Source organism: Hymenobacter sediminis (assembly GCF_003231285.1).
Taxonomy (GTDB): Bacteria; Bacteroidota; Bacteroidia; order Cytophagales; family Hymenobacteraceae; genus Hymenobacter; species Hymenobacter sediminis.
The window spans coordinates 228,172-251,787 of the sequence record NZ_QKNS01000001.1; the positions used below are offsets into that span (position 1 = coordinate 228,172).

The following is a 23,616-nucleotide window of genomic DNA, read 5'->3' on the forward strand; positions in this document are numbered from 1 at the left end:
AGTGGCAGGTGAAACCATAGAAGGATACCGGTCGGTCCCGGCGTTATAGGCAGCTGCTGTCGGTTAGCGCTGCTTGATGGTGATTTCGCGCGGCTCGGTGGTAATGTCGCGGTAGGGAATGCGGACGTGCAACTCTTGGCCTTCGAACACGGCGTCGATACGGCTCAAGTCGAGGTTGGCGGGCAGGTTCAGAGTGCGGCTGAACAGAGGAGCCGCCAGTTTGTCCTCAGCCGAATGGCGATACTCGGCGAATACCGTCAGCACATTATTGTTGAGCACTACGTGGAAGTTCTGGGGGCTTACCGACGGGGCAGCCACCCGGACCACCACGCCTTTCTCCCGCTTATCAATCCGCATGGTAGCCTGCGCAATGCCTCCACCCAAAGTGTTGAGCAGGTCAAGTTGCGGGGCGATGTTGCGGATAAAATCTTTGCTGATCAGGTTCATGGTAGGGTTCCTTTCTTACGATGTACAAGGCTTATTTCAAATCCTGTACCAGCCGTAGCAAATGCCACTACACCTTAATTTTCGGCCAAAATGGCTTGAATTACGGCTGTGTTTGTCTTGTTTTATGCCAGTTTGACTGAAATAAATCTTGCTGAGGCTAAAATTCAGTCAACCAAGCAGTGAAGCATCCTTAATCAGGGACTGAGCTAGCTGATGGTGCAAGTGAGAGGCAACTCAAGATCCAACAGGAGCCTTGCTGACAGCTGGGGAGTAAACCAAATGGCGTTTGAAGCGGTCCAGAGGAGCTTCTATGAAGTGCCAGGAAGCTGCACTAAGTAGGATCAGCAATGGTGCCAACACGAGCACAGTAGGTATAGGGCCTAATAGTATCTCGCGCCACTCAGAGCTGGCCGGCCATAGCTTGTATACCAGCCGTTGCCAAAATACAGGCAGCAGTAAGTGATATAGGTAGGTGCCAAAGCTGCGCTTCCCTAACCAAAGTAGTACGGGGTGCAGCAACCCTACCCGGCGGGCTGCGCCTGGTTTGTGCAATAGCCAGCCCAACGTCAGGAAAGAAGCTACTGCTCCTACCGTTGGAAACACCAGAAGCCACGTAGCGCCGCCGCGGTGCTGGTGCAACAAAGCCCATAGCGCCCACCATACGGCCCAAGCCAACAAAGCGTAACGGCCCCGTACCCACCGGGCCAGCCGCTCCGATTTCTCGAAAAGCCGCAGCAATGTCCCGGCCGCAAATAAATCAAGCGAAGAGGGTAGCAAGACCAGTACAAACCCGGAGGTAACGAGCAGGCTCCAACCCACCCGGAACGCCAATCCGGCTACCCCAATCAGGAGCAACCATTGCCAGCGCCTTCCTACTACCCCTAACAAAGCCGGCCAGAGCAGGTAAAACTGCTCATCGACGGCCAGGGTCCAGAGGTGACCGAGGCCTTCGCCCCAGCGTTGCAAGTGGTAGAATAGCTGATTTGCTGCCGGCAATAGAAACCACACCAGATACTCTTGAATGGTAGCTAGGGGTAGTAGGGCACTTAGTGCCAGCGCACAATAGTAAGGCGGAAAAATGCGGAGGGCCCGCCGCAAATAGAAGATGCCCAGGCGCTGCCTCCATTTTCCGGGTGCCCCCGGGTAAACCTGCTGCTTCCAGATGATGCCGGAAATTAGGTAGCCGCTCAGCACAAAAAACAGCGAACTTCCCGCCCCCGCCATGATCGGCCATGCCGTCCAGTGCTGTATTACTAATAGCCATGCCGCTACTGCCCGCACCCCATTCAGTTCAGGACGGTAAGCAAGTGGGGAGCCGGCAGGTTCAGGCATACGCAGCAGGGTAAGAGAAGCACAAAAGTACCGCGCGTGGCTATGCCAACCAGCAGCCCCGAAATAATTGCGTGGCAGCTAAGCTACCCGTTAGGTGGCGGGTTTACTGGTTTTGTCGGTGGCGATGATGTCTCGCTCAAAGTGCAGGCGGCCTTCTTCGTCGGGGGTAGCCGACACCAGATGGAAACCGTTCTGCTGCAAAATGCGCTGGGCACCCACATTAGCCAGGGTGGTGCGAGCTGTGAGGAGTTGTACCAACTCCGTATCGGCGGCGTGGCGCACAAGGCCGGCTACCATCTCTGTGCCCAGCCCTTGACGCTGCCAGTCATCGGAAATAGAAAACCCAATTTCGGCGGTGCCTTGATGGGGCGGACCGTGAAAACCGCCAGCCCCAATGAGGGTGTTCTGGGGAGCATCGGTACCCGCCCGCAGAATGGCGTACCAGCCGTACCAGCCCGCCGCATGTCGGCCGCCAACTGTCAACTGTTCCAGGAAGTAACGCATAGCTTCCTCATCGTACTCGCCTGGGGGCCAGTGGGCGGGTAGAGCAGCTCCTAAGAGCATGGGGAAATACTGCGGTTTTGTAAGCTCAGCAGTAAGCAGGGCCCGGCTAGCAGCTATCAGAGTGAGGCGGGAGGTATAGGCAATCAGTGGAATCATAGAGAAGAACCTGGGGTTGGTCGGGAAAGTAGCAAAATACGGAGCTAGGCCTTCGGGGATGCCGGTTTGAACCTCTACCTTTGGTTGCATTCTTTCCTGCTTTGCCCCACAATGCTGCCAGCTGCTCCGGAGTTTATAGAAATTGCCTACCGCGCTGATCTGGACGTGCTGCTGATCCGGTGGATGCGGAAAGTAACTCTGGCGGAAATGTGCCAAGGCTACCTGTACGTGCTAGAAGTGGCCGCTGAGCACCGCTGCCGACAGTGGCTGCTAGATGCCCGCCGCCGCTTCAACACCGACCGGGAAGGGGCCCAGTGGATGATTTCAACCTTCTTGCCTACCCTGCATACACGCCTGGGTGGTCGTACTTATCTGGCCTATCTGCTCGCGCCCGTGATTATGCGGGACGTTGAGGCCGATGCCGCTTTCCCACCAGCCAGCTTCTTCGAAGACAAGCCTTTTGACTCAGAGCGGTTCATTGAGGAAAGCGAGGCCATTGCCTGGCTGCAGCAGGCCCGGCGTCGGCATACGGCATAGAGCTAATAGCTTGCTGGTGAAGTCAGTGTAAAGCATTTAGTGGCAGGCTGCCTGACTACTTACTCCGCTATTTCTCCCAAATGGGCATCAACGCAATTGAGGACGTCCTGAGCGGTGCGGAGGTCTTCCAGCTCCCGGTCTGAAATTTCGATGTGAAACCGGTGCTCCAGGTTAATCACCAGCTCTACCATGTCAATAGAGTCGAGGCCGATGTCTTCGTGCAAGCGAGAAGCGGGGGTAAGGGTGAGGGCTGGGTTCCGATGTTTGCGGCGCAACATGCGCTCTACTTGATAGCGGACGAGCTGTTCCATAATGTGGTACGGTAACAGGGAAGAGAAAAAGAGAAAATGAATGGCTGCCTAGTCAACGCTGGATAGCAGCAAGGTGGTATCGGAGAGTAGCTGAGAAGAAAGCTGAGCAACAGCAGTCTGCGGAGCCAGGTAGTCGCCGAGAGCAACGTGCTTGGCAGTAATAATGCCGTTGGCCGGGGCCGTTACAAACACGAAGCTGAGCATGGGCACGGCGCGGGCCAGTTGCTGACGGGTGTTTTCTAGCTGCTCACGAGCGGTGGCTAGGGCAGGGTTGTCGGCCGCTGGGTGGGTAGCCAGTAGGGCGTCGTAAGCGCGTTGCTGCTGGCTTAAACGGGCCTTAAGTTGCTGCTGCGTTACACTGGGTAGTTTTTCAACCAACTTCATCAGCAATTGGCCTTTGCTTACGCGTTGGCCTTCGTGGAAATACACCTCCCAAACCCGTCCTGCATATTCCGTCCGGACGGCCTGTCCCTTGTCGGTGGGGGTAGCAGTAGGAGGCGTAGCGTTTGGGGTGAAGTGTGCGGTAGGAACAATAGGCATAGTTACGCCCGACTCATCGGTCGGGGTAAGCCAGAGAGGAAGCAAGAAGCTTCCTAGAGCGACGAGGAGCACCAGCCCCACGCCAAGTAGCTTTTTCATGAGATGCATACCGGCTTGCCCGGCAACCCGAATGCTGCGTTACCAGCATCCGGCAAAAGTGGCCGCCAGCCCGAAGGCTGCACGGAAAGCAGTGAAAGACAGATAGTAACCGATTTGGTTACATTTCCTGAGAAATAAAAAAAGCCGTTAGCCGACAGCGCCCGGACAGGCACCGGGCAGGCGCTTGGCCAGCTCCTGCATTACCTGAGCCACCGTGATGCTGGCCAAAGCCGCCCGCATGGCCTCAATAGCCGGCCCGAACATATCTTCCAGCGTGGCCTGCATCACCCCGCCCAGGTCGCACTGAGTGTTGGGATTGGTGCTGCCTACTTGAAAAATATCGGGGTCCGACTCCCGCATAGCCCGAAACACTTCCAGAAGGGTAATGTCGGCAGGGGGGCGGGCCAGTACGGTGCCGCCGCCGGCGCCGCGCTGGCTTTGCACCAGGCCGGCCTCACGAAGATTGCTCATCAGGCGACGAACTACTACCGGGTGGGTGCCCGCACTACTAGCCAGCACCTCCGACGACACCGGCTGGCCCTGGGCATGCGCCAAATAGGCCAGAATGTGCGTCGCGACGGCAAAGCGAGTGTTCATGAGGAATTAGTAACAGATTTGGTTACAAATGTAAGAGGTAGAAAGATTGTGCACAATCTTTTCTCCGGTTTCCAGCTGTAAGAAGTAAAGGTGTAGGTCATATAGTAAGCGGAACTACCTAAGAGTGGTCCTCTGTAGTAGACGTTTCATCGGCTTGATTACCTTACCGGGCAGCACATTTTTATTCTTCCCAACGCCCAAATTTCCCGGCCTGGTAATCCTGATAGGCTTGGCGGATTTCCTGCTCGGTGTTCATCACGAAAGGGCCGTAGGAAACAACGGGCTCCTGGAAAGGCTTGGCGTGGCCCAGCAACAACACAGCGTCTTCCAAGGCTTCGATGTGCAGTTCGTCGCCGTCGTAGTTGAATTCCACCAGCTTGCGGGCTTCCGTGTCCTGGCCGTTCACGCGCAGGCGGCCTCGTACGGTGTAAAAGAAAATGGTGCGCTCAGCAGGAATGGTCAACTCAAGCTTGCCACCAGCCCGGAAGTTGATAGTGGCCAACTGAATATCGGCCAGGGGCGTAACAGCCCCGGCCGTACCAGCCCAACTGCCCGATATGGCATGAATGGTAACCCGGCCTTCATCCAGCGCCACCGTAGGAATCTCCGGCTCCTGCAGCCCAAGGTAGCGCGGCTCTACCATCTTATCCTTGGCCGGCAGGTTTACCCACAACTGCAGAATTTCCAGCGGGCCGCCCGTGCGCTTAAACTCCGGCGAGGAAACCTCGGCGTGAATCAGGCCCCTACCTGCCGTCATCCACTGAATGCCGCCCGGCCCGATAATGCTTTGGTGCCCGCCCGTATCCTGGTGCATGATGTCGCCGTCTAGGATAAACGTTACCGTTTCGAAGCCGCGGTGAGGGTGAGGGCCGAAGGGGAGGCCCTGGTTATTAGGTTGGTACACCTGCGGCCCATGGTGATTCAGGAACAGAAACGGGTCGAGGTGTTCTACCGAGTTGGTAGGCAGGGCCCGGTAGGTTACCAAGTCGGCAATAGGTGCATTCTGGGCGCGGTGCTGGACTTTGATGGTGCGCATGGGGGTAGGCAGCGGGGGAAGACAGGGGAAAGCGCCGGGCAGCTTGCCGCCAGCGCCAGATGCATACCAATTGCCGGCCCGAATAGTTTTCGTGTGCAGCTTTCAGGTGCTGGTCGCCTACCCCTGTAATCAACGCAAACCTCCACCGTAAAAACCCTGGGGCCCGGCCATTGGTTTATCAGGCTTCCATTCCAACTTTATTTCGACGCTCTTTCATAATGGCTCAACTCTTCACGCCGCTCACTCTGCGCAGCCTCACCCTGAAAAACCGCATCGTCATCTCGCCCATGTGCCAGTACAGCGCTGAAGATGGCTTTACCAACGACTGGCACCTAGTGCACTTGGGCGCCCGGGCCGTGGGTGGTGCGGCGCTTATTTTGCTGGAAGCCACGGCCGTAGTGCCCGAAGGCCGCATCACCCCCGATGACCTGGGCATCTGGAAAGACGAGCACCTACCGGGCCTGCGCCGCATAGTGGACTTCCTGAAAAGCGAAAACTGCGTGGCGGGCATTCAACTGGCCCACGCTGGCCGCAAAGCGAGCCACAGCAGCCCTTGGAAAGGCGGCACCGTAGTACCCGAAGCCGAAGGCGGCTGGCAAACGGTAGCCCCCAGCTCCTTGCCTTTCACCCCCGATGAGCCCGCCCCGCGTGAGCTAAGCCTTGCGGATATTCAGGAGGTAGTAGAAGCCTTCCGGGTGAGCACGCGCCGCGCCTTGTCAGTTGGCTTTGAGGTAATTGAGCTACACGCGGCCCACGGCTACTTGCTGCACCAATTCCTCTCGCCGCTCAGCAACCAGCGCACCGACCGGTACGGCGGCTCCTTCGAAAACCGCATCCGGCTGCTGCTGGAAGTAGTGGAAGCCACCCGCGCCGAACTGCCCGACCACTTGCCCCTACTGGTGCGCATTTCCGCCACCGACTGGACGGAGGGCGGCTGGACTGCCGACGACTCCGTGGCTCTGGCGGCTATCCTGAAAGACAAAGGCGTGGACCTGCTCGACTGCTCCACCGGCGGCAACGTAGCCCGCGCCGATATTCCCGTGGGCCCCGGCTACCAGGTGCAGTTCGCGGAGCAAATCAAGCGTGAAACCGGCCTGGCTACTGGTGCCGTGGGCATGATTACCGAAGCCCAACAGGCCGAAGACATCATTGCCACCAACCAGGCCGACCTGGTACTGCTGGCCCGCGAATCTCTCCGCGACCCGCATTTCCCCCTGCACGCCGCCTATGAGTTGGGAGTAGATGTAGCGTGGCCCGAGCAGTACGAACGGGCCAAACCGCGTCGGCGGTAGGGAGCTTTGTATTCAGTGTAACCTCTAAAAGAGAGCGAGAAGCATGTCTGCTCTCTTTTAGAGGTTACTTGCTGAGTGAAGGTTTGCTGCCTTTGAAGGTAAGCAGCTTACTATTTTATCTGCTCTAGTATAGTCTTGTAATAAAATCTAGGTTACAAGCAAAGTGAGTTGCACTCTACCTTGCCTACTATCTTATTGGCCTGGTAGCACCTCATCTGGCACTTCTAGGCAGGTAATGGTAGCTTCTCTTAATCCATCTACATTAGGTGGTACCTCGGGGCCAAGCTGGTAGCCTACCCGAAGCACCTGCCCATTTATTTGGTTCGCCTGATAAGCTTGCCATTTCGGCCCAGTCGGAAGCACATGGTAGCCAGCCGGCAATCCCTCGCGGCTGTTCGTTAATTGTAGTGTTGTGTGTGATGTCTTACAATTGGGTGAATCGCCATAACTCGGGCAGAAGTGTACCGTGACGAGCTCACTGCACTCAGTAGCAGCTGGAGCAACACTATCCTGATTAGTGCAGCCATTTAAACCCAGAAAGAGTAAGCCAAAACCCGCCAGATGGTGGAGAGGAATAAGGGTGCGCATGATAAGGGAGAATTTGTTTAAAGTAAAGGCCTATGATTGTGTGTCTATCTTTTGCTAGCCCTATCTGCTAGCGATGCCCTAGAGGTAGCTTAATCAAGGAGTAGATGGGCGAAAAAACAGGAAGGAATAAGCCACTCAAACTTACGAGTACCGCAGCCGGGTTAAGGTTGCATTGAACTGGTTAACAAATAGTAGCAGTTGACGGGCAAGAAAGCTTTACAGGTAATCCTTCCACGTTAAACTAACTCAGAATGTGAGGCTAGTTGTCGCCAAAGACTACGGTATATAGCCTATAGTGGCACTTCGGGGTGCAGAGGCAACCATTCTAGAAGCGTTACTATAACGGGAATCATATAGGCGCAACCTTCACAACTCAACATGCGACCTTAGCGGAAATCCTTTCCTCTAATTCGCTGAATGAAACACCGTTCTGCCTCACCGCGCGCCGGGGCCGCGGCCCTGCTGCTCACGCTGGCCGGCTGCGCTACCAGCCAACCCACAACCACCGCAACTACTGCTACCCCCGCCGCTGCCGCCAACCCGGCCGCCGTGGCTTCCACTACCGGCGGGCGCAGCATCAACCCCCAGGACGTGGACCGCTCAGTGTCGCCCTGCGAGGACTTCTTTCAGTTTTCGGGCGGTAACTGGCTCAAGAATAACCCGGTGCCGGCCTACGCCTCCAGCTGGGGCCCGCGCAACCTGCTCGGCGACCGGACCCAGGCAACGCTGAAACAGATTCTGGAAGAAGCTGCCGCCAACACGTCGGCCGCCAAAGGCTCTAACGCCCAGAAAGTAGGCGACTTCTACGCTTCGGGCATGGACTCTGCCGCCATTGAGCAGGCGAGCCTGAAGTACCTGCAGCCCGAGCTGAAGCGCATAGCCGCCATCAAAGACCTAAAGACTTTGCAAACCGAGCTGGCCCGTCAGCAGACGTTGGGCACCGGCGCCTTCTTCCGGGCCGGCGTGGGTCCCGACCGCAAGCAAAGCACCGTGTACGCCGTGAACCTGAGCCAAGGCGGCCTAGGCATGCCCGACCGGGACTACTACCTCAAGGACGACGCCCGCTCGAAGGCTGTGCGCACCGCCTACATCACCTACCTCACCAACACCTTTAAGTTGATGGGCGACAGTGAGGCCGCAGCTGCCCAAAAAGCCGCTACCGTGGTGCGTGTGGAAACCCGCCTGGCCAAAGCCAGCAAGGACCGGGTGTCCCTGCGCGACCCCAACTCGACGTATAACAAAATGACCCTGGCCGAGGCGGACAAACAATTTCCCAACATCGGCCTGCCTAGCATGCTGGCCCAGAACGGGCTCGGCTCGGCCAAGGAGGTCATCGTGGGTCAGCCGGATTTCTTCCGGGAAGTCAGCGCCGTGATGAAGCAGGAGCCCCTGGCCGACCTCAAAACTTACCTGACCTGGCAGCTCGTCAGCTCCCTACCCTCGGCTTTGCCCAAAGCCTACTCCGACGAGGCCTTCCGCTTCCAGCAGGTGCAGAGTGGGGCCAAGCAGCAACCCGTGCGCTGGAAACGCATGCAGTCGGCTACGGATGCTACCCTCGGGGAAGCGTTCGGGCAGCTGTACGTAGACAAGGCGTTTTCGCCGGAAGCCAAGCGCAAGGCCCTGGAAATGGTGGCCAACATCAAGGAAAGCATGGCCGAGCACATTCAGACCAATACCTGGATGAGCGACGCCACCAAGGCCGAAGCCCTCAAGAAGCTCAATGCCCTGCGGGTGAAAATCGGCTACCCCGATAAGTGGAAGGACTACTCGGAGTTGAGTATTTCGCGCGAGTCGTACCTGAAAAACGTGCTGGCTGCCCGCCAGTGGAACTACCGCCAGAACGTGAAGAAGTTCGGTGGGCCGATTGACCGCAACGAGTGGGGCATGACCCCGCCTACCATCAACGCCTACTACAACCCGCCCATGAACGAAATTGTGTTTCCGGCCGGGTACCTGCAACCACCTTTCTTCGACCCCGCGGCCGACGACGCGGTAAACTATGGGGCTATTGGCGGGGTGATGGGCCACGAAATGACCCACGGCTTCGACGACCAGGGCCGCCAGTACGACTCCGAAGGCAACCTGCGCGACTGGTGGACCAAGGCCGATGGTGAAGAGTTTACCAAGCGCGCCGCCGTAGTAGGCCGCCAGTACGACGCCTTCTCGCCCTTGGACTCGGTGCACGTAAATGGCAAGCTGACCATGGGCGAAAACCTGGCTGACTTTGCGGGCCTCACTATCGTGTACGGCGCCCTGCAGAAGCAGCTCGACAAAACCTACGGCAAAGGCAACCGCCCCTTGATTGACGGGTTCACGCCCGAGCAGCGCTTTTTCCTGAGCTGGGCCCAGTTGCGCCGCCAGAACATCCGGCCGGCGGCTTTGCGCCAGCAAATCCTCACTGACCCTCACTCGCCCGGTCAGTACCGCACCATCGGCCCCCTGATGAACATGCCCGCCTTCTACCAGGCCTTCGGCTGTCAGCAGGGTCAGAAAATGGTGCGCCCCGACGCTGAGCGGGCCGTTATTTGGTAGTTTAACGGAAACTAGAAGCTAGTTACCCCTCCTCAGTTGAAGAGGGGTAACTAGCTTTTAAGTTTCTTAACTTAGAACTCGACATTCCCCACATATCCTTCTCCATGACCTCCAAAAGCTACCTGTTGCTTACGCTGGGTACTGCCGCCGGCCTGGCCCTTACGGGCTGCGCCAGCAGCTCTCCCGCTGCCTCGGCTTCTACTACTGACACCACAACCACGGCTACGGCCTCTACCATCGCTACCGCCACGGAAGCACCGAAGGGTCCGGTAATGCCCGGCGTTGGCCTCGACCTCTCGGCCCGCGATCTGTCGGTTTCGCCCTGCGACAACTTCTTCCAGTATGCCAGCGGCACTTGGCTTAAGAACACGCCTATTCCGGCCGCCGAATCGTCGTGGGGCTCTTGGAACACGCTGATTGACCAGAACAACGCCGTGCTGCGCAACATTCTGGAAACAGCCGCTGCCAACAAATCGGCCGCGAAGGGCACGAACGCCCAGAAAGTAGGCGACTTCTACGCCTCGGCCATGGATACCGTGGCCATTGAAAAAGCTGGCCTGAAGTATCTGCAGCCCGAGCTGGCACGCATCAACAGTGTGAAAGACCTGAAAGGCCTGCAAACCCAACTGGTGCGCCAGCAGATGCTGCAAACCCGCTCGGTGTTCGGCTTCGGCGTGCGCCAGGACTCCAAGAAAAGCACCGAGTATGCCCTCTACCTCGGCCAGGGTGGCCTCACCCTGCCTGACCGGGACTACTACCTCAAGGAAGACGCCCGTTCCAAAACCATCCGCTCGGCCTACACTACCTACCTGACCAACATGTTCAAGATGTTGGGCGATAATGAGGCCACGGCTTCTAAGAACGCGGCCACCGTGCTGCGCCTGGAAACCCGCTTGGCTAAAGCCAGCAAAGACCGGGTAGCCCTGCGCGACCGGTACGCTAACTACAATAAAATGACGGTAGCTGAAGCCAACAAACAGTTCCCAAACTTGGGGCTGTCGGCTATGCTGCCCCAGGTAGGCCTCGGCTCGGCCAAGGAGATTATTGTGGGTCAGCCCGAGTTCATGAAGGAAGCCAGCACGGCTCTGCAACAAGAGCCCATAGCCGACTGGAAAACCTACATGCGTGCCCACCTGGTGAATTCCGTCGCCTCGGCGCTGCCGAAGGCGTACGTGGATGAGTCGTTCCGTTTCCAGCAGGTAATGAGCGGTGCCAAGCAACAGCAGCCCCGTTGGAAGCGCATGCTGCGCTCTACCGATGCTACCCTGGGCGAAGCGTTCGGCCAGATCTACGTGGAGAAGGCTTTCACGCCTGAAACCAAGCAGAAAGCCCTGGAGATGGTAGCCAACATCAAAGAAGCCATGGGGGAGCACATCCAAGCGCTGGAATGGATGAGCCCGGCCACCAAAACGGAGGCCATGAAGAAGCTGAACTCCTTTACGGTGAAGATTGGCTACCCCGATAAGTGGAAGGACTACTCGGAGCTGAGCATCTCGCGCGAGTCGTACCTGAAAAACGTACTGGCCGCCCGCCAGTGGGAGTATAAGGATAACCTGAGCAAGTACGGCAAGCCCATCGACCGCGGCGAGTGGGGCATGACCCCGCCCACGGTGAATGCCTACTACAACTCATCGATGAACGAAATTGTATTCCCGGCCGGCATCATGCAGCCTCCGTTCTTCGACCCCAAAGCCGATGATGCTGTGAATTACGGCGGCATGGGCGCCGTTATTGGCCACGAAATCACCCACGGTTTCGATGACCAGGGCCGGCAGTCGGACGCAGAGGGTAACCTGCGCGACTGGTGGACCAAAGAGGACGCCGCCGAATTCACGAAGCGTGCGGGCCTAGTAGGCGCTCAGTATTCAGCTTTCCAGCCCTTGGACTCGGTATTCGTGAACGGTAAGCTGACTATGGGCGAAAACCTGGCCGATTTTGGCGGCACCGCGCTGGCTTACTCGGCCCTGCAGAAGCAGATCAAGAAGCAATACCCCAACGGCAACGTACCCCAGTTCGACGGCCTGACACCCGAGCAGCGCTTCTTCCTGGCTTGGGCCCAGATCTGGCGTACCAGCGCCCGGCCAGAGTACATCCGTCAGCAAGTCCTGACGGACCCGCACTCCCCGGCTCAGTATCGTACCAACGGCCCGCTCATGAACATGCCCGAGTTCTACGAGGCCTTCGGCTGCAAACAGGACGCCAAGATGGTTCGCGCCGAGAACGTACGCGCCCGCATCTGGTAGTATTGGTCTAAGCTATTGATAGAAAAGCCCGCCTGCGCTCAGCAAGCGGGCTTTTTGTGTACTGTGAAAAAATATTCGATAGCTCTCTGTGTCTAATTACGAAATATTCGTAGTATTACGAAAAGATAGTAATAGTTAATATGGAACGACTTACCCAACCCGAAGAAGAAGCAATGCGTGGCTTCTGGCAACTGAATGGTGGCTTTATCAAAGACGTGCTGGAGTTGCTGCCTGAGCCCCGGCCGCCCTACACCACTCTGGCTTCCACGGTGCGCAATCTGGAGCGCAAGGGCTACCTGCGCGGCGAAAAGCTGGGCAACACCTACCGCTTCACCCCCCTGATTCCGGCCGAGGACTACCGCAAGCGCTTCCTGGGCACTTTCGTGGGCGACTACTTCCGCAACTCCTATAAAGAACTGGTTTCCTTTTTTGCCAAAGAGCAGAAAATCAGTGCCGAGGAGTTGAAGGAAATTGTGCGCATGATTGAAAAAGGCGAGGACAAATGAACACGCCCGAGCTGCTACCCTACCTGCTGAAGGTGAACGGAGCGCTACTGCTGTTCTGCGCGGGGTACTACCTGTTGCTGCGTCGCCTGACCTTCTTCCGCCTAAACCGGGCCTTCCTGCTGGTTGTCTTGCTGTTCGCGCCGCTCTATCCGCTGGTTGATTTCAGCCAGTGGTTTGTCCAAAGCCAACCACTGCCTACTCAGCTACTGGAGTTGGCGCCTAATTGGCAGGCACTGCCAGTTGGTGCTGCCGCTGCGCCTGCCGCTACCAACTGGCTGGTGTTGGCTTATTGGGCGGGGGTAGGAGTGCTGGCGGTACGTTTTCTGCTACAGTTGCTTTCCCTCTACCGCCTGCACCGCCGCTCCAGGCCCACGGAGTTTAATGGGGTAGGCTTCCGGGCGGTGCCGGAGCCGGTTGCGCCATTTGCCTTCTGGCAGACGGTGTATCTGAACCCCGACCAACATGCTCCCGAAGAGCTGCCGGCTATTCTTTGCCACGAGCAGGTGCATGTGCGCGAATGGCACACGCTGGATGTGCTGCTGGCCCAACTGAGCCTGTTGTTCTACTGGTTTAACCCCGGCGTGTGGCTGCTGCGGCAGGCCCTGCACGAAAACCTGGAGTTCAACACCGATTACCGGGTGCTACAATCCGGCCTGCTTCAGCCCAAAGCCTACCAATACCGCCTGCTGCAACAAAGCGTGCAAAGCCAGGCCGATTCGAATTCACTGGTTAGTCATTTCAATTTCCACCTTTTGAAAACGCGTATTGCCATGATGAACAAGCCCCGCACCGCCCCCGCACAGGCCGCCCGCTACCTCCTGCTGCTACCCCTGGCTTTAGGCCTTTTGAGTTTCTCTACTCCTGGCGCTACATCAGCCAGGGTGGCACCTGCTCATTCCATCAACAACTCAGGTGCTGACGTTGAGAAGGATGCCCCTATCAGTGCACTTCCCCCGGCTGCACTAGCCCATATCGTGAAGGAGTATCCTAATTACCGCCTCATTGGCGTAACGGAAGTACGAGCAGCCGATGGCAGCAACCTGCGCTATCGGGCAGAAATAGCCTATGGCCGCCGCCCCGTCAAGGTGCTGTTCGACGCACAGGGAAAGGCAATAACAACTGCAGCGGAGCTCCTGTACTTTTTAGATGGGAAGCCAGTAACCAAAGCTGATGTAGAGGCTCTCAATCCAGCTTCTATCGAAAGTGTGAATGTGTTAAAAGACAAAGGAGCCCTTAAATCCTTTGGCGAAAAGGCTGAGAATGGGGTTATGCTGATCTTCACAATGAAAAACAAAGGCTCGGCAGAGGTTCAGGCGTTCCTTAAGGAGCACAACATCACGTTTACACCACCAACACCGGAAGTTCAACAAGTGGTAGCTGCGGTAACCACAGGTAAAGGGCTTACTGAAAATGAATTGCAAGGGCGGCTTCTAGTAATCAATGGCAAAGAGGGGACAGTGGCGCAAACAGTTATAGCGGAGGGTAAACTGGAGAGCGTGTATGTCATGGATGCCGAAAAGGCCGCTGCCAAATATGGCGAGAAGGGCAAAAAGGGCGCTGTGGTTATCACTACCAAGCAGTAGCCCAGCGGTTAAGTTAACGGCGTATTATTATTTGCTGAAAAGCCCGGTTTCTGACGGAAATCGGGCTTTCTGTTGAGCTTGCGGCACAAACTTTGCACTCGGCAGTATCCTATGCCGATCTTATCCTCCTTCCGCCAAACTGCCTTCGGAACCAGCCTACTTTTGCTGCTAGGACTTACTACCCCCGCTGCCCAGGCCGAGCAAGAGCCGGCAGCCCCGGCTCGCCAGACGGACGGCCCCAGCCTGTATTTCTTGGATGGTGTAGCTTCTGATCAGAAAACCATTAATGCGCTGAACCGCCGGACCATAGCCTCCGTGAACGTCGTGAAAGGCGAGGCTGCGACCCGCATATTCGGTGCCGAAGCCGCTGAAGGTGTAATGATTGTTGTGACGAAGCGGAACGTAGGTTCGGCCGCGGTGGCGGAGTTCAACCGCCGCTACGACATCCGGCCGGTGGAGGCACCTGCTGCGCCCGCAAAATCGTAGGTTACTACCTCCGGCTGAGCGCCAAACCTAGTCAGAACGTGCTGATGCGGTTTACGGGGCAACTCAACATGCGGTGCCTGGGCTCCGTATCGGGACAACGTTCTTCGTTGGTTTGCCTTTCCGCCCTGACTGCATGACTTCCACCACGCTTGCCGATTTCCTGCACCTGACTCACCGCCCTGATCTAGGTATTGTCACCGCCCGTTGGACTCGCCCGGCGGCCTCGCACGAACTGCGCGCTGGTTACCAGGAGCTGCTGCGCTATGCTGCCGACTGCGACACTTGCCGCCGGTGGCTGATTGACTCGCGCCGACGACTAGAGGTAGATGCCCGCGACGTGCACTGGCTGACCACCATTTTCTACCCTCTGCTAGGCCAGCACCTCGGCCAGCATGTGTACCTGGCATTTCTGGTAGCCCCGTATCAGCTGGACGACGTGCATGACGACACCCTTCCTTCCTTACCCTATACCCACGGCAATTACTGCTCCCTGAACCAGTTTACTGATGAAGGCGAGGCCGTGCGGTGGCTCTGCTCTCAGAACTAACCTATTAATCAACAAGGCATTCTTCCGCCTTTTGCAAGCCTGGCTCTGCTGCCCTTTGTGGTAGTGGAGCCAGGCTTTTTTGGCTTTAGAAGACGTAGGCCATTGCCAGTAGATGGTTATGGGTCACAGTTATTGAATTAAGACTAACCAAAACCACTTCCTAGTCTCAAAATCAGATAACCCAGCGCCATGGGCTCGCTTCAAATCGGATGTAGAAAATAGGTTGATACATTGATTGAATTAGAATAATTAAATAAAATAATGCTAATATTCGAATCCGGACAGAATGTTATTCGCTGGTACTTTTTGAAGATAAAATCTTTATATCAAGTATTTAGCAGAAGTAAACAAAGATTGACTTACTTTGGATTGGACTTGTAAGCAGTGGCCTTCTCACCTCTTATTCTTTCTTATGTTCAAAACTATACTCCTGCTGATTTTAGCGTTTCTTCTGTTTCTGGAGCCAGAGGCAGTGCGAGCCGAAATGGGAACGAATGCAGCGGTCAACACGGAAATGGCCGCAAGCAATCCAGTGTTTAAGCGGAGCTACAAGCGCGGCCGACCCAACTACAAGAAGTACCGGGGCAACAGTCGCCACAAGATGAAAAAGCTGGGGCCGTTTCGTCGGTGGAAGCTGCGCCGGAAGGCTCAGCGCAAACGCAGACAGCTGAATCCTAGCGTGAAAGTAGGGGCACCCACACGGAGTATGCCCAAGAAATAAGTAGCACTCCTCTCAGCGAAAAAGCCGGTTTCCGTAGATGCGGAAACCGGCTTTTTAATTTCCTACCCCTACTAGAGGTGGCAACCCATAGGGCAGCGGCTACCAGCTGCCGCTGTTGTCGTCATTACCATCAAAGCCGCCTCCACCCGTGTCATCTGACGACAGATCATCGTAGGTGGAGGAATCGTTGGAGGAAAAGTAATCAGGCTCATTGGAGGTATAATCCTCAGAGAAGTAATCGGGGCCAGCTTCGTCGTTGGCAGCGGTGTTATCCAGCGCCGGGAAGCCACCAGAAGCGGCTCCGCCAGCCGCGCCAGCCGCAGTATCAGTGCCTAGACTAGGCGGAGGCGTATCGGAGTTTAGAGAAGTGCTATCTGGGCGGTCATGGCCCTCAGCCATGCGGTTACCTAGGTAAGCGCCCGCAGCAGCGGCTGCCCCGGTCATGAGCATGCCTCCAACCCCGCTTCCAATGCCGCTACCCCCGCCCCCGAAGCTACTATTTCGGTTGGGCAGAAAATCAGGGGCGCCACCGGGCTGAGTTTGAGGGCGTGGCCCATAATTACCAGCGGGGGCGTTTGGCTGTCTGGGAAGGAAATCAGGAGCAGTGCCAGTGCCGGAACCATACGTGCCGGGGGCTGGCGTGCGCCGCCGGAATAGCTTTGAAATCAGCCAGATGGCCCCGCCTATCACCACCACTCCCAGTACTAGTGTGCCAATGCCAAAGCCCGAAGAGGCTGGCTCGGGAGCAGTCCTCATCATTGGGTTGGGGGTAGCAGCACTGGCTGGCAACTCATCGGCGAGGCCACTATTTGGAGCGGTGGTGCTGATATCGTTGGAGGAGGTAGGAGGGGTAGCAGTGGCTGCGGGTTGGTTCTGGCGCGGGTCGGAGCTGGGGTTAGCCGCCAGCATCAGGGTATTCAGTCCGGTGCGCAGCCCCGCAAAGTAGCGGCCTTGCTTAAAGCTAGGCGTCATTTGCTCACTGATAACGCGTTGCGTCAGCTCCGGCGTAATGCGGTCCTGCAAGCCCGAGCCGGCCTGAATGGTTACCTGTCGGTCTTGGGCCCCTAGCAGTACCACCAGGCCGTTGTTTTTGTCGCGCTGCCCAATGCCCCAGGCTGTGCCCAGCGCCCGGGCGTATTCAGGGGCACTGCGCCCGCCCAGGGAGGGCACCGTTACTACCACAATTTGGGTACCGGTTTCATCGGCGTACCGGCGCAGGCCGCCTTCCAGTGTTTTGGCGTTGGCGGGGGGTAGGAGATGTGCCTGGTCGTTCACGAACTGAAACGGCGAAGGCCGGGGTGGCAACTCCTGAGCAGTGCCCACGGCCGACCAGCCTAGGCCCGCCGCGAAGAGCCACAGAAAAAGAAGAAGGCGGTGCATGATGTCGCAGAGTTAGGGTGAAGGAAATACCGACTTTCTTGTACGTCTGGTGGGCTGAAGTGGCTATGCTTCAAGTGCTGGGCAGATGACCAGAACGAATACCCGGATGCAGCAACGCCGGCCCCACGGGAGCCGGCGTTGCGTGTGGCAATGAGCCGAGAGCTGAAAAGGGAATCAGGAGCCTACCCCGGAGCTTTGGGGCCGGCTCTTCATTTCCTCGGAGGGGTCAATAGAACCCGCAGCCCCGTTCGACGGGTGCCCGTTGCCGGCGCTGCCGCCCGACGACTGCACTGCTACATCCGTAGCCTGCTGGCCCACGCGCTCCGACATCTGGCCGGGGCTGCTGTTCTGGTTCTGGCCGCCGCGTACCTCAATTTGGTGGCGCATGGTTTTCTTCTCGTCCTTGGGCACGCTTACGTGCAGAATGCCATCCTCGAAGCGGGCTTCAATGCCGCTGGCCTCTACCGTGTCGGGTAGCTGTAAGGTTCGGTGGAAAGAGCCAAACGAGCTTTCGACCATGTGGTAGCGCCGCTGGTTCTGCTCCTGGCGGAAGTGCCGCTCGCCCGAAATTGTCAGGCGGCCCTGGTGAAAGTCTACCTTGATGTCTTCACGTTTCATGCCGGGTAGGGCGGCTTCTATCTCGTAGCTTTTCTCGGTTTCATAGGCGTCTACGTGGGGCGAGAAGCTGTTCACCCGCCCACGGGAAGCCAGTGAGTCGTTGAAAAACCGGTCGAGCATCGTGCTGAAGCTAGAGGAGGCTAGGTCGGAAAACGAATCCTGATACTTCTGAATAGCCATGATTATGTGCCGTTTTAAAGTGAGACATCACTGAAAACGGCATTTTATACGACCTTAAAAATCAGGGGTTACTAGAGTTGCGCTGGGTAGGAGCTTCCTACAGTAGACCGTCCTGTCGAGCTAGTCGAGACATCTCGCTCGAATCGTTGGGTAGTAACTCAACGTCAGCACGCAAGATGTCTCGGACAGCTCGACAGGACGACCTTGTTTAAAGGTAAAAAACTGACTACCAATTTGTAATAAAGGATGCGTGTTATAGAAGCTTTTCTCAAGAGAGCACCTGGGCAGGCTACCTCTGATTGCCAGCTCAACACCAGATTTTATTCAAACTATTGGTATTTGCTCAAGGTTGATTTGCATTGCCTGCCTGATATAGGCCGGCGTCCTGCTCTTTCTCTAACCCCCTCGAAAACAACTTTCCATGCAACCCTACCAAGGCCTCGAGCTGCAATTCATTAACGGCGAGTGGAAGCCCGGCCGCGAAGACGATTATATCAAGGACATTAACCCCTTCGACAACTCCGAGCTGCTGACCATCAAGTGCGCCGGCCTCGCCGAACTCGACGAAGCCTATGGTGCGGCCAAAGCAGCGGCCACCGGCTGGGGCAACGCCCTACCCCAGGAGCGGCGCGACATCCTGATTCGGGCCGCCCAACTGCTGCTGGAGCGCAAAGACGAAATTGCCAACTGGATAGCCCGCGAGGCGGGCGGCGCCCACGCCAAAGCCGAGGCCGAAATCATGCTGGCCCACGAGGTGCTCATGGAGGCCTCGTCATTCCCTAACCGCCTGCACGGCTTCATTCTCAACTCCAGCACCCCCGGCAAGGAAAGCCGCGTGTACCGTAAGCCCTTGGGGGTAGTGGGCATCATCAGCCCCTGGAACTTCCCGGTGCACTTGTCCATGCGCTCCATTGCGCCGGCCCTGGCCTGTGGCAATACCATTGTGGTGAAGCCCGCCTCCCAGACACCCGTAACGGGTGGCACGCTGCTGGCCAAGCTGTTTGAGGAAGCCGGCCTGCCCAAGGGCGTGTTCAACGTGGTAATGGGCAAATCTTCCCTTATCGGCGACGCCTTCGTGCAGCACCCGGTACCCAAACTAATTTCGTTTACCGGCTCTACCCCCGTCGGCAAGGGCATCGGTAAGCTGGCCGGCGAAGCCCTGAAAAAGGTGGCTCTGGAGCTGGGTGGCAACAACGTGTTTATTGTGATGGAAGACGCTGACCTCGACCGGGCCGTGGCCGCCGCCATGATGGGTAAGTTCATGCACCAGGGCCAGATCTGCATGGCCGTCAACCGCTTTCTGGTGCACGAGCCCATCTATGATGCCTTCTGCGAAAAGCTGACAGCGCGCACCAAAGCCCTGAAAGTAGGCGACCCGCAGCAGCGCGACACCGACATCGGTCCCCTCATCGACGAGAAGCAGGTAAAGCGCATCCAGAAAGACATTGAGGAAAGCGTGGCCCAGGGTGCCAAAGTTGTGTGTGGGGGCGAGGCCGACGGGGCTACCCTGCACCCCACTGTGCTGCGCGATGTTCGCAACGATATGCCCATTGCCCAGAATGAAATCTTCGGGCCCGTGGCGCCCCTGATTCCCTTCCGCGACGAAGCCGAGATGCTGCAGCTGGCCAACGAGCTGGACTTTGGCCTCAGTGGGGCTTTGCACACCCGCAACGTAACGCGCGGCGTACAGCTGGCCCGCCAGATTGAAACCGGCATGATCCACGTAAACGACCAGAGCGTGAACGATGAGCCCAATGCGCCTTTCGGTGGCGAACGGGAATCGGGGCTGGGCCGCTTTGGCGGGCAGTGGGTAATGGAGGAAATGACTCGTGTGCAGTGGGTTTCGGTGCAGCACGAGCCCCGCGAATATCCCATCTAAGGCATCTGGCCCCACGGCATGGTAGACGAGGCCGGTAACAGGGCGGCGGGCAAAACTCCTCGGAGAGGGCCTGCCGCCCTGTTGCGTTGCCGGGCTACAGCAGGATTCACACTCCCACAGGGGGTAGTGCTGCCCTTGCTTCTGCCATCCACAACGCCGCCGCCCCCCGACAAATTCTGATGACGATCTGAAGACCGAGCGTTGCAACAAGCTCAACAGTAAGGTGCTTCAGAACTTGGTGCGTATTACCTGACAGAAATAGCGCAGGAGCCGTATTTCGTGCTTGGCAATAGCGTACTTTTACCAATCATGAAGCAAGCTGTGTCCACGCCTGTCGTCTATTATGAAAATGCTGCGGGCGCCCTGTTGGAAGAGCCAGCAGGCTTTATTCGGGCCATCTGGGGCCGAAAAACCCAGCAGTACCTGAAGGCCGATGTGCAGGCGTTGTTCTCGCAGATGATGGTAGGCCTGCAGCGGCGCAACTGGAGCCGCATGCTCATTGATCAAACCAATATGCGGCCCTTCAGCCCCGAGGAGCAGCAGTGGATAGCCCAGCAGTGGTTGCCGCGGGCCGTAACAGAAGGCGGCTATCGGCACGGGGCAGTGCTGGTTTCCCCGAACGTGATGGTGCGCCTGGCTACGGCGTACATTACCACTCAGGTCTTGAATCTGGCCCTTACCTACCGCTCCTTCGACTCCGACGCGGCGGCCCAGGCCTGGCTTCTGCAGCAGCCCGCTTCCCCGGGAAAGTAGCCGCTTGCCCTGGTACAGGTAGGGTAGCCTCCCCCCCCGTAGCACCGCCAACCTCTGGGGCCAGTGCAGGTGCGCCGCCCCCAACAGATGAACTTGGCTTCGGTCCGCCTCGTATGGCAGAGAGCCTGGCAGCAGGTGCTGCGCCGCGGTGCGCAGCTGTTCACCTAATGGCCATGTGCTCCCTGTTTTATGTCTCGTACTCTGTTTTTTGGAATAGCTTTCCTGAGCCTGGCCGCTACGGCTGCTCAGGCCCAGAACCGCCCCCCTGTGCAACCGGTGCGGCGCCAGCCCACAGAGCGGGTAAGCCCCGTACCGGGTGTCACGCTGCCCGCCGGGGTAGGGCAAGGCAAAGCTGAGCCAGTGCCCGTTCCGACCCAAGTATTACCCAATCACCCGTTGCCCCAGCCCTCGGTGCCCAGCGGCCAGGTAAGCGTAGGCCCCCTCGATTCGGGGCAGGTGAAACCTGCGGCGCGGCCCCGGCCGGCTACGCCTGCACGTACGCAGCGCCGCCGGCCCTAAGCCTGCTTTGAAAACGAGCGTGAGGCAACGAAGTAAGACTCTTCGCTTATCTTCGAATCCCATTTCAGTGCTTCCCCACCCATGAGCGAGCAACTTGCTGTAGTTACTTCCTATTTCGAACTGGTTCAGGCTTTTAACACCGAGCCCGAAGCCTACGCGACCATTCTGCACCCCGATGTGGAGCAGACGGAGTACCCCAATCTGATCTTCAAGACTGTTCAGCGCCGCTCCTTCAGCGACATTATGGACAACCTGCGCGCCGGGCGGGAGCTGTTGCTCGACCAGCACTTCGAGGTAGAGCACATGCAAACCAACCCCGATGGCAGCGTGGTGGTAGAAGGCCTCTGGCACGCTACCACTGCCAGCGACGTGGGTCCCCTGCTGCGCGGGCAGCGCGTGCAAGGACAGCTGTGCCTGGTGTTTGAGTTCAAAGACGGCAAAATCTACCGGCAACGGCGCTACCCCTGCTACTACATGTCGTAGCCTACCCCTATTTCGGTCCGCCTGCTTTAGCAGGCGGGCTTATTTTTTCTTCAGATAGTCCGTGGCAGACACTACCCGGTAGGCCGGATCAGTCCTAAGAATGCCCTGCAACGACGCTACGTGCCGGCCCCCGATAATGGTCAGGATGCGGGCGCTGCCAGTAGCCAGTTGGGTGGTCACGATGTTGGAGTAGATTTTCAGGTCGCGGTTGTAGATAACCGAAATAAACTCGGCTCCTACGTAGTGGGGCTTCACGAAACTGGCGTCCACCATGGGGTCAGCTTTCAGGGCGCCATCTGTCACGCGGGCCGGGGTGCGGTATACCAGCGTGTGCAGCTGCTCCAACATGGGCCGGCTGTTCAGGAAGTACAGCAGCCCCGACATCGATACTTCCCCGCTTTCCCACTTCTGCACAACGGGGGCGTAGTAGGCGCGATGCTCTGTGGTGGCGTCTTCGTACAGCTTGATGTTTTTGCCCTCGTGCAGAATGCTTTGCGAGGTGCCGCCTTCCGAGTTGACGCAGTAGATGCGCTCCAGGCCTAACCGCTTGCCCAGCGCAAACCCCAGCTGGTACACCTCGCTGCGTCCGCCGGGTAGGGTGCTCAAGTCCAGCTTGTTCTGCCGGTAGAGCGCGTACAGGCTGTCGATGCGCGCCTGCTCCTCGGGCAGCTCTTCCACCATAATAACGTCGGGCCGGAAGCGCTGGATGTGCCCTAGCAAAGCCCCTATTTCGGCTTGGCGCGTGGGCGTCAGCACGTCACTGGTGGGCTTGTCCTTCTTCAGGAACTGGGAGAGGTGAGGGCAGGCAACCAGCATAATGTCGGTAGGGTGCCGGGGAGTGGTAGGCAGGGGGCCGGTGGCCGGCAGGCGGGTACAGCCAAGTATGCCCGCAAGTGCCAGCAAGCAGGGAGCTAAGGATAGTCGCATTGAAGATAGAAAGTAAGGAGTAGGGTAGGGCGAAGATAGAAGATAAAAGGAAGGCCTAACCTGCCTGATCTTCAGGCGTCCACTTCACCTATTTTCGTTCACTGCTGCCCGGCTTGGTGGTCGGGAACAGCCGCGCCCAGCCGTATCCGCAGGTATTGCTGCAGCCATATGGGGTAGAGATTATAGAGCACGTTCAGACCACTCAGCAGCAGTGCCCAGCCTGCCTGGCCGCGCACGGCGGCGTAGCCACTGATCAGCAGGAAAAACACGAATAGCGCCAAATGAAACCGCTCCATATGGTAGCTACCCCCAATAAGTGCCCGCACCGACGCCCGCGTGCCTACGTGCCGATACCGGGGGTAGCGCACCCTGATGAGTTGGTTAATGAGAGTGCCGTGCTGGGTAAAATGGTTTACTAGCGGCACCCCAAGCCGCCGATACACTGCCAGCCGGGCGCTCAGCTGCCACCACCGGAACCACGACTTCGGGATGAGGTACAGCAACCCGCTACCCATCAGAAACCCGTACAGCCAGGGCTGGGCCAGGTGCCGGTAGCAGAACACACTTAGCGGCACCAAGCCCACCACCGACCAGAACACGCTTGGTACAGCGTTATAGAAAGCCAGTACGGCTGGGGAAGGCGTAGCAAATTTGCTTCCGGTTGGCATCAGGGGGCTACACGTAAGGGCGAAGAAGGCAACTTACAAAATACCCTGGCCTCCTAGCGGCGTGATGGGGTAGGGCGGGTAGCTGACCCAGGGTTTGGCTTAATCTTTGACCGAAGCTCCTCGTTCGCGGCTTCTTACCTCTCTCCCACTTT

At 57.7% G+C, this 23,616-nt stretch carries 24 protein-coding genes; 13 read left to right on the plus strand and 11 right to left on the minus strand.

Annotation, left to right across the window (positions count from 1 at the left end; all coding sequences use genetic code 11):
• Positions 1 to 63 precede the first annotated feature (63 nt).
• The 3 genes from DNI29_RS00985 to DNI29_RS00995 form a co-directional block, all read right to left on the minus strand.
• A complete protein-coding gene (locus DNI29_RS00985; RefSeq protein WP_110976204.1) occupies positions 64 to 447 on the minus strand; it encodes an Hsp20/alpha crystallin family protein in 384 nt (127 codons plus the stop codon).
• A 234-nt stretch (positions 448 to 681) separates the two neighbouring features.
• Positions 682 to 1,779 (minus strand): acyltransferase family protein, encoded by a 1,098-nt coding sequence (locus DNI29_RS00990; protein ID WP_110976205.1) that lies wholly within the window; start codon positions 1,777 to 1,779, stop codon positions 682 to 684.
• 90 nt (positions 1,780 to 1,869) lie between these two features.
• Complete coding sequence (locus tag DNI29_RS00995) at positions 1,870 to 2,439, minus strand: GNAT family N-acetyltransferase (protein ID WP_162303464.1); 570 nt, start codon at positions 2,437 to 2,439, stop codon at positions 1,870 to 1,872.
• A 111-nt stretch (positions 2,440 to 2,550) separates the two neighbouring features.
• Between DNI29_RS00995 and DNI29_RS01000 the strand changes: the two genes are divergently transcribed.
• Positions 2,551 to 2,976, plus strand: coding sequence for a hypothetical protein (locus DNI29_RS01000; protein WP_110976207.1), 426 nt, complete (start codon positions 2,551 to 2,553; stop codon positions 2,974 to 2,976).
• 59 nt (positions 2,977 to 3,035) lie between these two features.
• Here DNI29_RS01000 and DNI29_RS01005 read toward each other — a convergent pair whose 3' ends face one another.
• From DNI29_RS01005 to DNI29_RS01020, 4 genes are all read right to left on the minus strand, one after another.
• Positions 3,036 to 3,287, minus strand: a complete 252-nt coding sequence (locus DNI29_RS01005) for a phosphopantetheine-binding protein (RefSeq protein ID WP_110976208.1) — start codon at positions 3,285 to 3,287, stop codon at positions 3,036 to 3,038.
• Between the two features lie 48 nt (positions 3,288 to 3,335).
• Entirely contained in the window at positions 3,336 to 3,926 is a 591-nt protein-coding gene (locus DNI29_RS01010; protein ID WP_162303465.1) for an efflux RND transporter periplasmic adaptor subunit, read from the minus strand.
• Between the two features lie 147 nt (positions 3,927 to 4,073).
• Positions 4,074 to 4,523 (minus strand): Rrf2 family transcriptional regulator, encoded by a 450-nt coding sequence (locus DNI29_RS01015; protein WP_110976210.1) that lies wholly within the window; start codon positions 4,521 to 4,523, stop codon positions 4,074 to 4,076.
• A gap of 181 nt (positions 4,524 to 4,704) precedes the next feature.
• Complete coding sequence (locus tag DNI29_RS01020; RefSeq protein ID WP_110976211.1) at positions 4,705 to 5,559, minus strand: pirin family protein; 855 nt, start codon at positions 5,557 to 5,559, stop codon at positions 4,705 to 4,707.
• Positions 5,560 to 5,777: 218 nt separating this feature from the next.
• On the opposite strand from DNI29_RS01020, the gene DNI29_RS01025 reads away from it, so the two are divergent.
• The 8 genes from DNI29_RS01025 (at position 5,778) to DNI29_RS01060 (ending at position 16,057) form a co-directional block, all read left to right on the plus strand.
• Positions 5,778 to 6,851: an NADH:flavin oxidoreductase/NADH oxidase gene (locus tag DNI29_RS01025; RefSeq protein WP_110976212.1), complete on the plus strand. Its 1,074-nt coding sequence runs from the start codon at positions 5,778 to 5,780 to the stop codon at positions 6,849 to 6,851.
• A gap of 1,005 nt (positions 6,852 to 7,856) precedes the next feature.
• Positions 7,857 to 9,971 carry a M13 family metallopeptidase gene (locus DNI29_RS01030; RefSeq protein ID WP_110976213.1) on the plus strand — a complete coding sequence of 705 codons (2,115 nt, stop codon included), beginning with the start codon at positions 7,857 to 7,859 and terminating at the stop codon, positions 9,969 to 9,971.
• 104 nt (positions 9,972 to 10,075) lie between these two features.
• On the plus strand, positions 10,076 to 12,214 hold the full coding sequence (locus tag DNI29_RS01035; protein WP_110976214.1) for a M13 family metallopeptidase: 2,139 nt from the start codon (positions 10,076 to 10,078) through the stop codon (positions 12,212 to 12,214).
• 140 nt (positions 12,215 to 12,354) lie between these two features.
• Positions 12,355 to 12,720 carry a BlaI/MecI/CopY family transcriptional regulator gene (locus tag DNI29_RS01040; protein ID WP_110976215.1) on the plus strand — a complete coding sequence of 122 codons (366 nt, stop codon included), beginning with the start codon at positions 12,355 to 12,357 and terminating at the stop codon, positions 12,718 to 12,720.
• A complete protein-coding gene (locus DNI29_RS01045; RefSeq protein ID WP_110976216.1) occupies positions 12,717 to 14,303 on the plus strand; it encodes a M56 family metallopeptidase in 1,587 nt (528 codons plus the stop codon). The genes DNI29_RS01040 and DNI29_RS01045 overlap by 4 nt, the downstream gene beginning before the upstream one ends.
• Positions 14,304 to 14,414: 111 nt before the next feature.
• Positions 14,415 to 14,789: a hypothetical protein gene (locus tag DNI29_RS01050; RefSeq protein ID WP_123823021.1), complete on the plus strand. Its 375-nt coding sequence runs from the start codon at positions 14,415 to 14,417 to the stop codon at positions 14,787 to 14,789.
• Positions 14,790 to 14,922: 133 nt separating this feature from the next.
• Positions 14,923 to 15,336: a hypothetical protein gene (locus DNI29_RS01055; RefSeq protein ID WP_110976218.1), complete on the plus strand. Its 414-nt coding sequence runs from the start codon at positions 14,923 to 14,925 to the stop codon at positions 15,334 to 15,336.
• A 412-nt stretch (positions 15,337 to 15,748) separates the two neighbouring features.
• The gene (locus tag DNI29_RS01060; RefSeq protein ID WP_110976219.1) at positions 15,749 to 16,057 is read left to right on the plus strand and encodes a hypothetical protein; all 309 of its coding nucleotides are present in this window, start codon (positions 15,749 to 15,751) and stop codon (positions 16,055 to 16,057) included.
• Between the two features lie 99 nt (positions 16,058 to 16,156).
• Here the strand turns inward: DNI29_RS01060 and DNI29_RS01065 are convergent, their stop codons facing one another.
• Together DNI29_RS01065 and DNI29_RS01070 are read right to left on the minus strand one after the other, a co-directional pair.
• Positions 16,157 to 17,437: a TPM domain-containing protein gene (locus tag DNI29_RS01065; protein ID WP_110976220.1), complete on the minus strand. Its 1,281-nt coding sequence runs from the start codon at positions 17,435 to 17,437 to the stop codon at positions 16,157 to 16,159.
• 174 nt (positions 17,438 to 17,611) lie between these two features.
• Entirely contained in the window at positions 17,612 to 18,235 is a 624-nt protein-coding gene (locus tag DNI29_RS01070; protein WP_110976221.1) for an Hsp20/alpha crystallin family protein, read from the minus strand.
• Between the two features lie 421 nt (positions 18,236 to 18,656).
• On the opposite strand from DNI29_RS01070, the gene DNI29_RS01075 reads away from it, so the two are divergent.
• The 4 genes from DNI29_RS01075 to DNI29_RS01090 all read left to right on the plus strand — a co-directional run bounded on the left by DNI29_RS01075 (position 18,657) and on the right by DNI29_RS01090 (position 21,869).
• Positions 18,657 to 20,114, plus strand: coding sequence for an aldehyde dehydrogenase family protein (locus DNI29_RS01075; protein WP_110976222.1), 1,458 nt, complete (start codon positions 18,657 to 18,659; stop codon positions 20,112 to 20,114).
• 309 nt (positions 20,115 to 20,423) lie between these two features.
• Entirely contained in the window at positions 20,424 to 20,867 is a 444-nt protein-coding gene (locus DNI29_RS01080; protein ID WP_110976223.1) for a hypothetical protein, read from the plus strand.
• Positions 20,868 to 21,056: 189 nt separating this feature from the next.
• The gene (locus tag DNI29_RS01085; protein WP_110976224.1) at positions 21,057 to 21,386 is read left to right on the plus strand and encodes a hypothetical protein; all 330 of its coding nucleotides are present in this window, start codon (positions 21,057 to 21,059) and stop codon (positions 21,384 to 21,386) included.
• A gap of 81 nt (positions 21,387 to 21,467) precedes the next feature.
• The gene (locus DNI29_RS01090) at positions 21,468 to 21,869 is read left to right on the plus strand and encodes a nuclear transport factor 2 family protein (protein ID WP_110976225.1); all 402 of its coding nucleotides are present in this window, start codon (positions 21,468 to 21,470) and stop codon (positions 21,867 to 21,869) included.
• Between the two features lie 39 nt (positions 21,870 to 21,908).
• Here DNI29_RS01090 and DNI29_RS01095 read toward each other — a convergent pair whose 3' ends face one another.
• A complete protein-coding gene (locus DNI29_RS01095; protein ID WP_123823022.1) occupies positions 21,909 to 22,796 on the minus strand; it encodes a DUF5694 domain-containing protein in 888 nt (295 codons plus the stop codon).
• A 98-nt stretch (positions 22,797 to 22,894) separates the two neighbouring features.
• On the minus strand, positions 22,895 to 23,464 hold the full coding sequence (locus DNI29_RS01100) for a glycosyl-4,4'-diaponeurosporenoate acyltransferase CrtO family protein (RefSeq protein WP_110976227.1): 570 nt from the start codon (positions 23,462 to 23,464) through the stop codon (positions 22,895 to 22,897).
• Between the last annotated feature and the right edge of the window lie 152 nt (positions 23,465 to 23,616).

Excerpts from the sequence above, each read along its gene's own strand:
- DNI29_RS01060 (WP_110976219.1), top strand. The coding sequence starts at position 15,749 with ATGTTCAAAACTATACTCCTGCTGATTTTAGCGTTTCTTCTGTTTCTG.
- DNI29_RS01025 (WP_110976212.1), top strand. The coding sequence starts at position 5,778 with ATGGCTCAACTCTTCACGCCGCTCACTCTGCGCAGCCTCACCCTGAAA.
- DNI29_RS01005 (WP_110976208.1), bottom strand. The coding sequence starts at position 3,287 with ATGGAACAGCTCGTCCGCTATCAAGTAGAGCGCATGTTGCGCCGCAAA.
- DNI29_RS00990 (WP_110976205.1), bottom strand. The coding sequence starts at position 1,779 with ATGCCTGAACCTGCCGGCTCCCCACTTGCTTACCGTCCTGAACTGAAT.
- DNI29_RS01030 (WP_110976213.1), top strand. The coding sequence starts at position 7,857 with ATGAAACACCGTTCTGCCTCACCGCGCGCCGGGGCCGCGGCCCTGCTG.
- DNI29_RS01015 (WP_110976210.1), bottom strand. The coding sequence starts at position 4,523 with ATGAACACTCGCTTTGCCGTCGCGACGCACATTCTGGCCTATTTGGCG.
- DNI29_RS01095 (WP_123823022.1), bottom strand. The coding sequence starts at position 22,796 with ATGCGACTATCCTTAGCTCCCTGCTTGCTGGCACTTGCGGGCATACTT.
- DNI29_RS01075 (WP_110976222.1), top strand. The coding sequence starts at position 18,657 with ATGCAACCCTACCAAGGCCTCGAGCTGCAATTCATTAACGGCGAGTGG.
- DNI29_RS01065 (WP_110976220.1), bottom strand. The coding sequence starts at position 17,437 with ATGCACCGCCTTCTTCTTTTTCTGTGGCTCTTCGCGGCGGGCCTAGGC.
- DNI29_RS01000 (WP_110976207.1), top strand. The coding sequence starts at position 2,551 with ATGCTGCCAGCTGCTCCGGAGTTTATAGAAATTGCCTACCGCGCTGAT.
- DNI29_RS01055 (WP_110976218.1), top strand. The coding sequence starts at position 14,923 with ATGACTTCCACCACGCTTGCCGATTTCCTGCACCTGACTCACCGCCCT.
- DNI29_RS01100 (WP_110976227.1), bottom strand. The coding sequence starts at position 23,464 with ATGCCAACCGGAAGCAAATTTGCTACGCCTTCCCCAGCCGTACTGGCT.
- DNI29_RS00985 (WP_110976204.1), bottom strand. The coding sequence starts at position 447 with ATGAACCTGATCAGCAAAGATTTTATCCGCAACATCGCCCCGCAACTT.
- DNI29_RS01010 (WP_162303465.1), bottom strand. The coding sequence starts at position 3,926 with ATGAAAAAGCTACTTGGCGTGGGGCTGGTGCTCCTCGTCGCTCTAGGA.
- DNI29_RS01035 (WP_110976214.1), top strand. The coding sequence starts at position 10,076 with ATGACCTCCAAAAGCTACCTGTTGCTTACGCTGGGTACTGCCGCCGGC.
- DNI29_RS01020 (WP_110976211.1), bottom strand. The coding sequence starts at position 5,559 with ATGCGCACCATCAAAGTCCAGCACCGCGCCCAGAATGCACCTATTGCC.
- DNI29_RS01050 (WP_123823021.1), top strand. The coding sequence starts at position 14,415 with ATGCCGATCTTATCCTCCTTCCGCCAAACTGCCTTCGGAACCAGCCTA.
- DNI29_RS00995 (WP_162303464.1), bottom strand. The coding sequence starts at position 2,439 with ATGATTCCACTGATTGCCTATACCTCCCGCCTCACTCTGATAGCTGCT.
- DNI29_RS01090 (WP_110976225.1), top strand. The coding sequence starts at position 21,468 with ATGAGCGAGCAACTTGCTGTAGTTACTTCCTATTTCGAACTGGTTCAG.
- DNI29_RS01045 (WP_110976216.1), top strand. The coding sequence starts at position 12,717 with ATGAACACGCCCGAGCTGCTACCCTACCTGCTGAAGGTGAACGGAGCG.
- DNI29_RS01070 (WP_110976221.1), bottom strand. The coding sequence starts at position 18,235 with ATGGCTATTCAGAAGTATCAGGATTCGTTTTCCGACCTAGCCTCCTCT.
- DNI29_RS01085 (WP_110976224.1), top strand. The coding sequence starts at position 21,057 with ATGTCTCGTACTCTGTTTTTTGGAATAGCTTTCCTGAGCCTGGCCGCT.
- DNI29_RS01080 (WP_110976223.1), top strand. The coding sequence starts at position 20,424 with ATGAAGCAAGCTGTGTCCACGCCTGTCGTCTATTATGAAAATGCTGCG.
- DNI29_RS01040 (WP_110976215.1), top strand. The coding sequence starts at position 12,355 with ATGGAACGACTTACCCAACCCGAAGAAGAAGCAATGCGTGGCTTCTGG.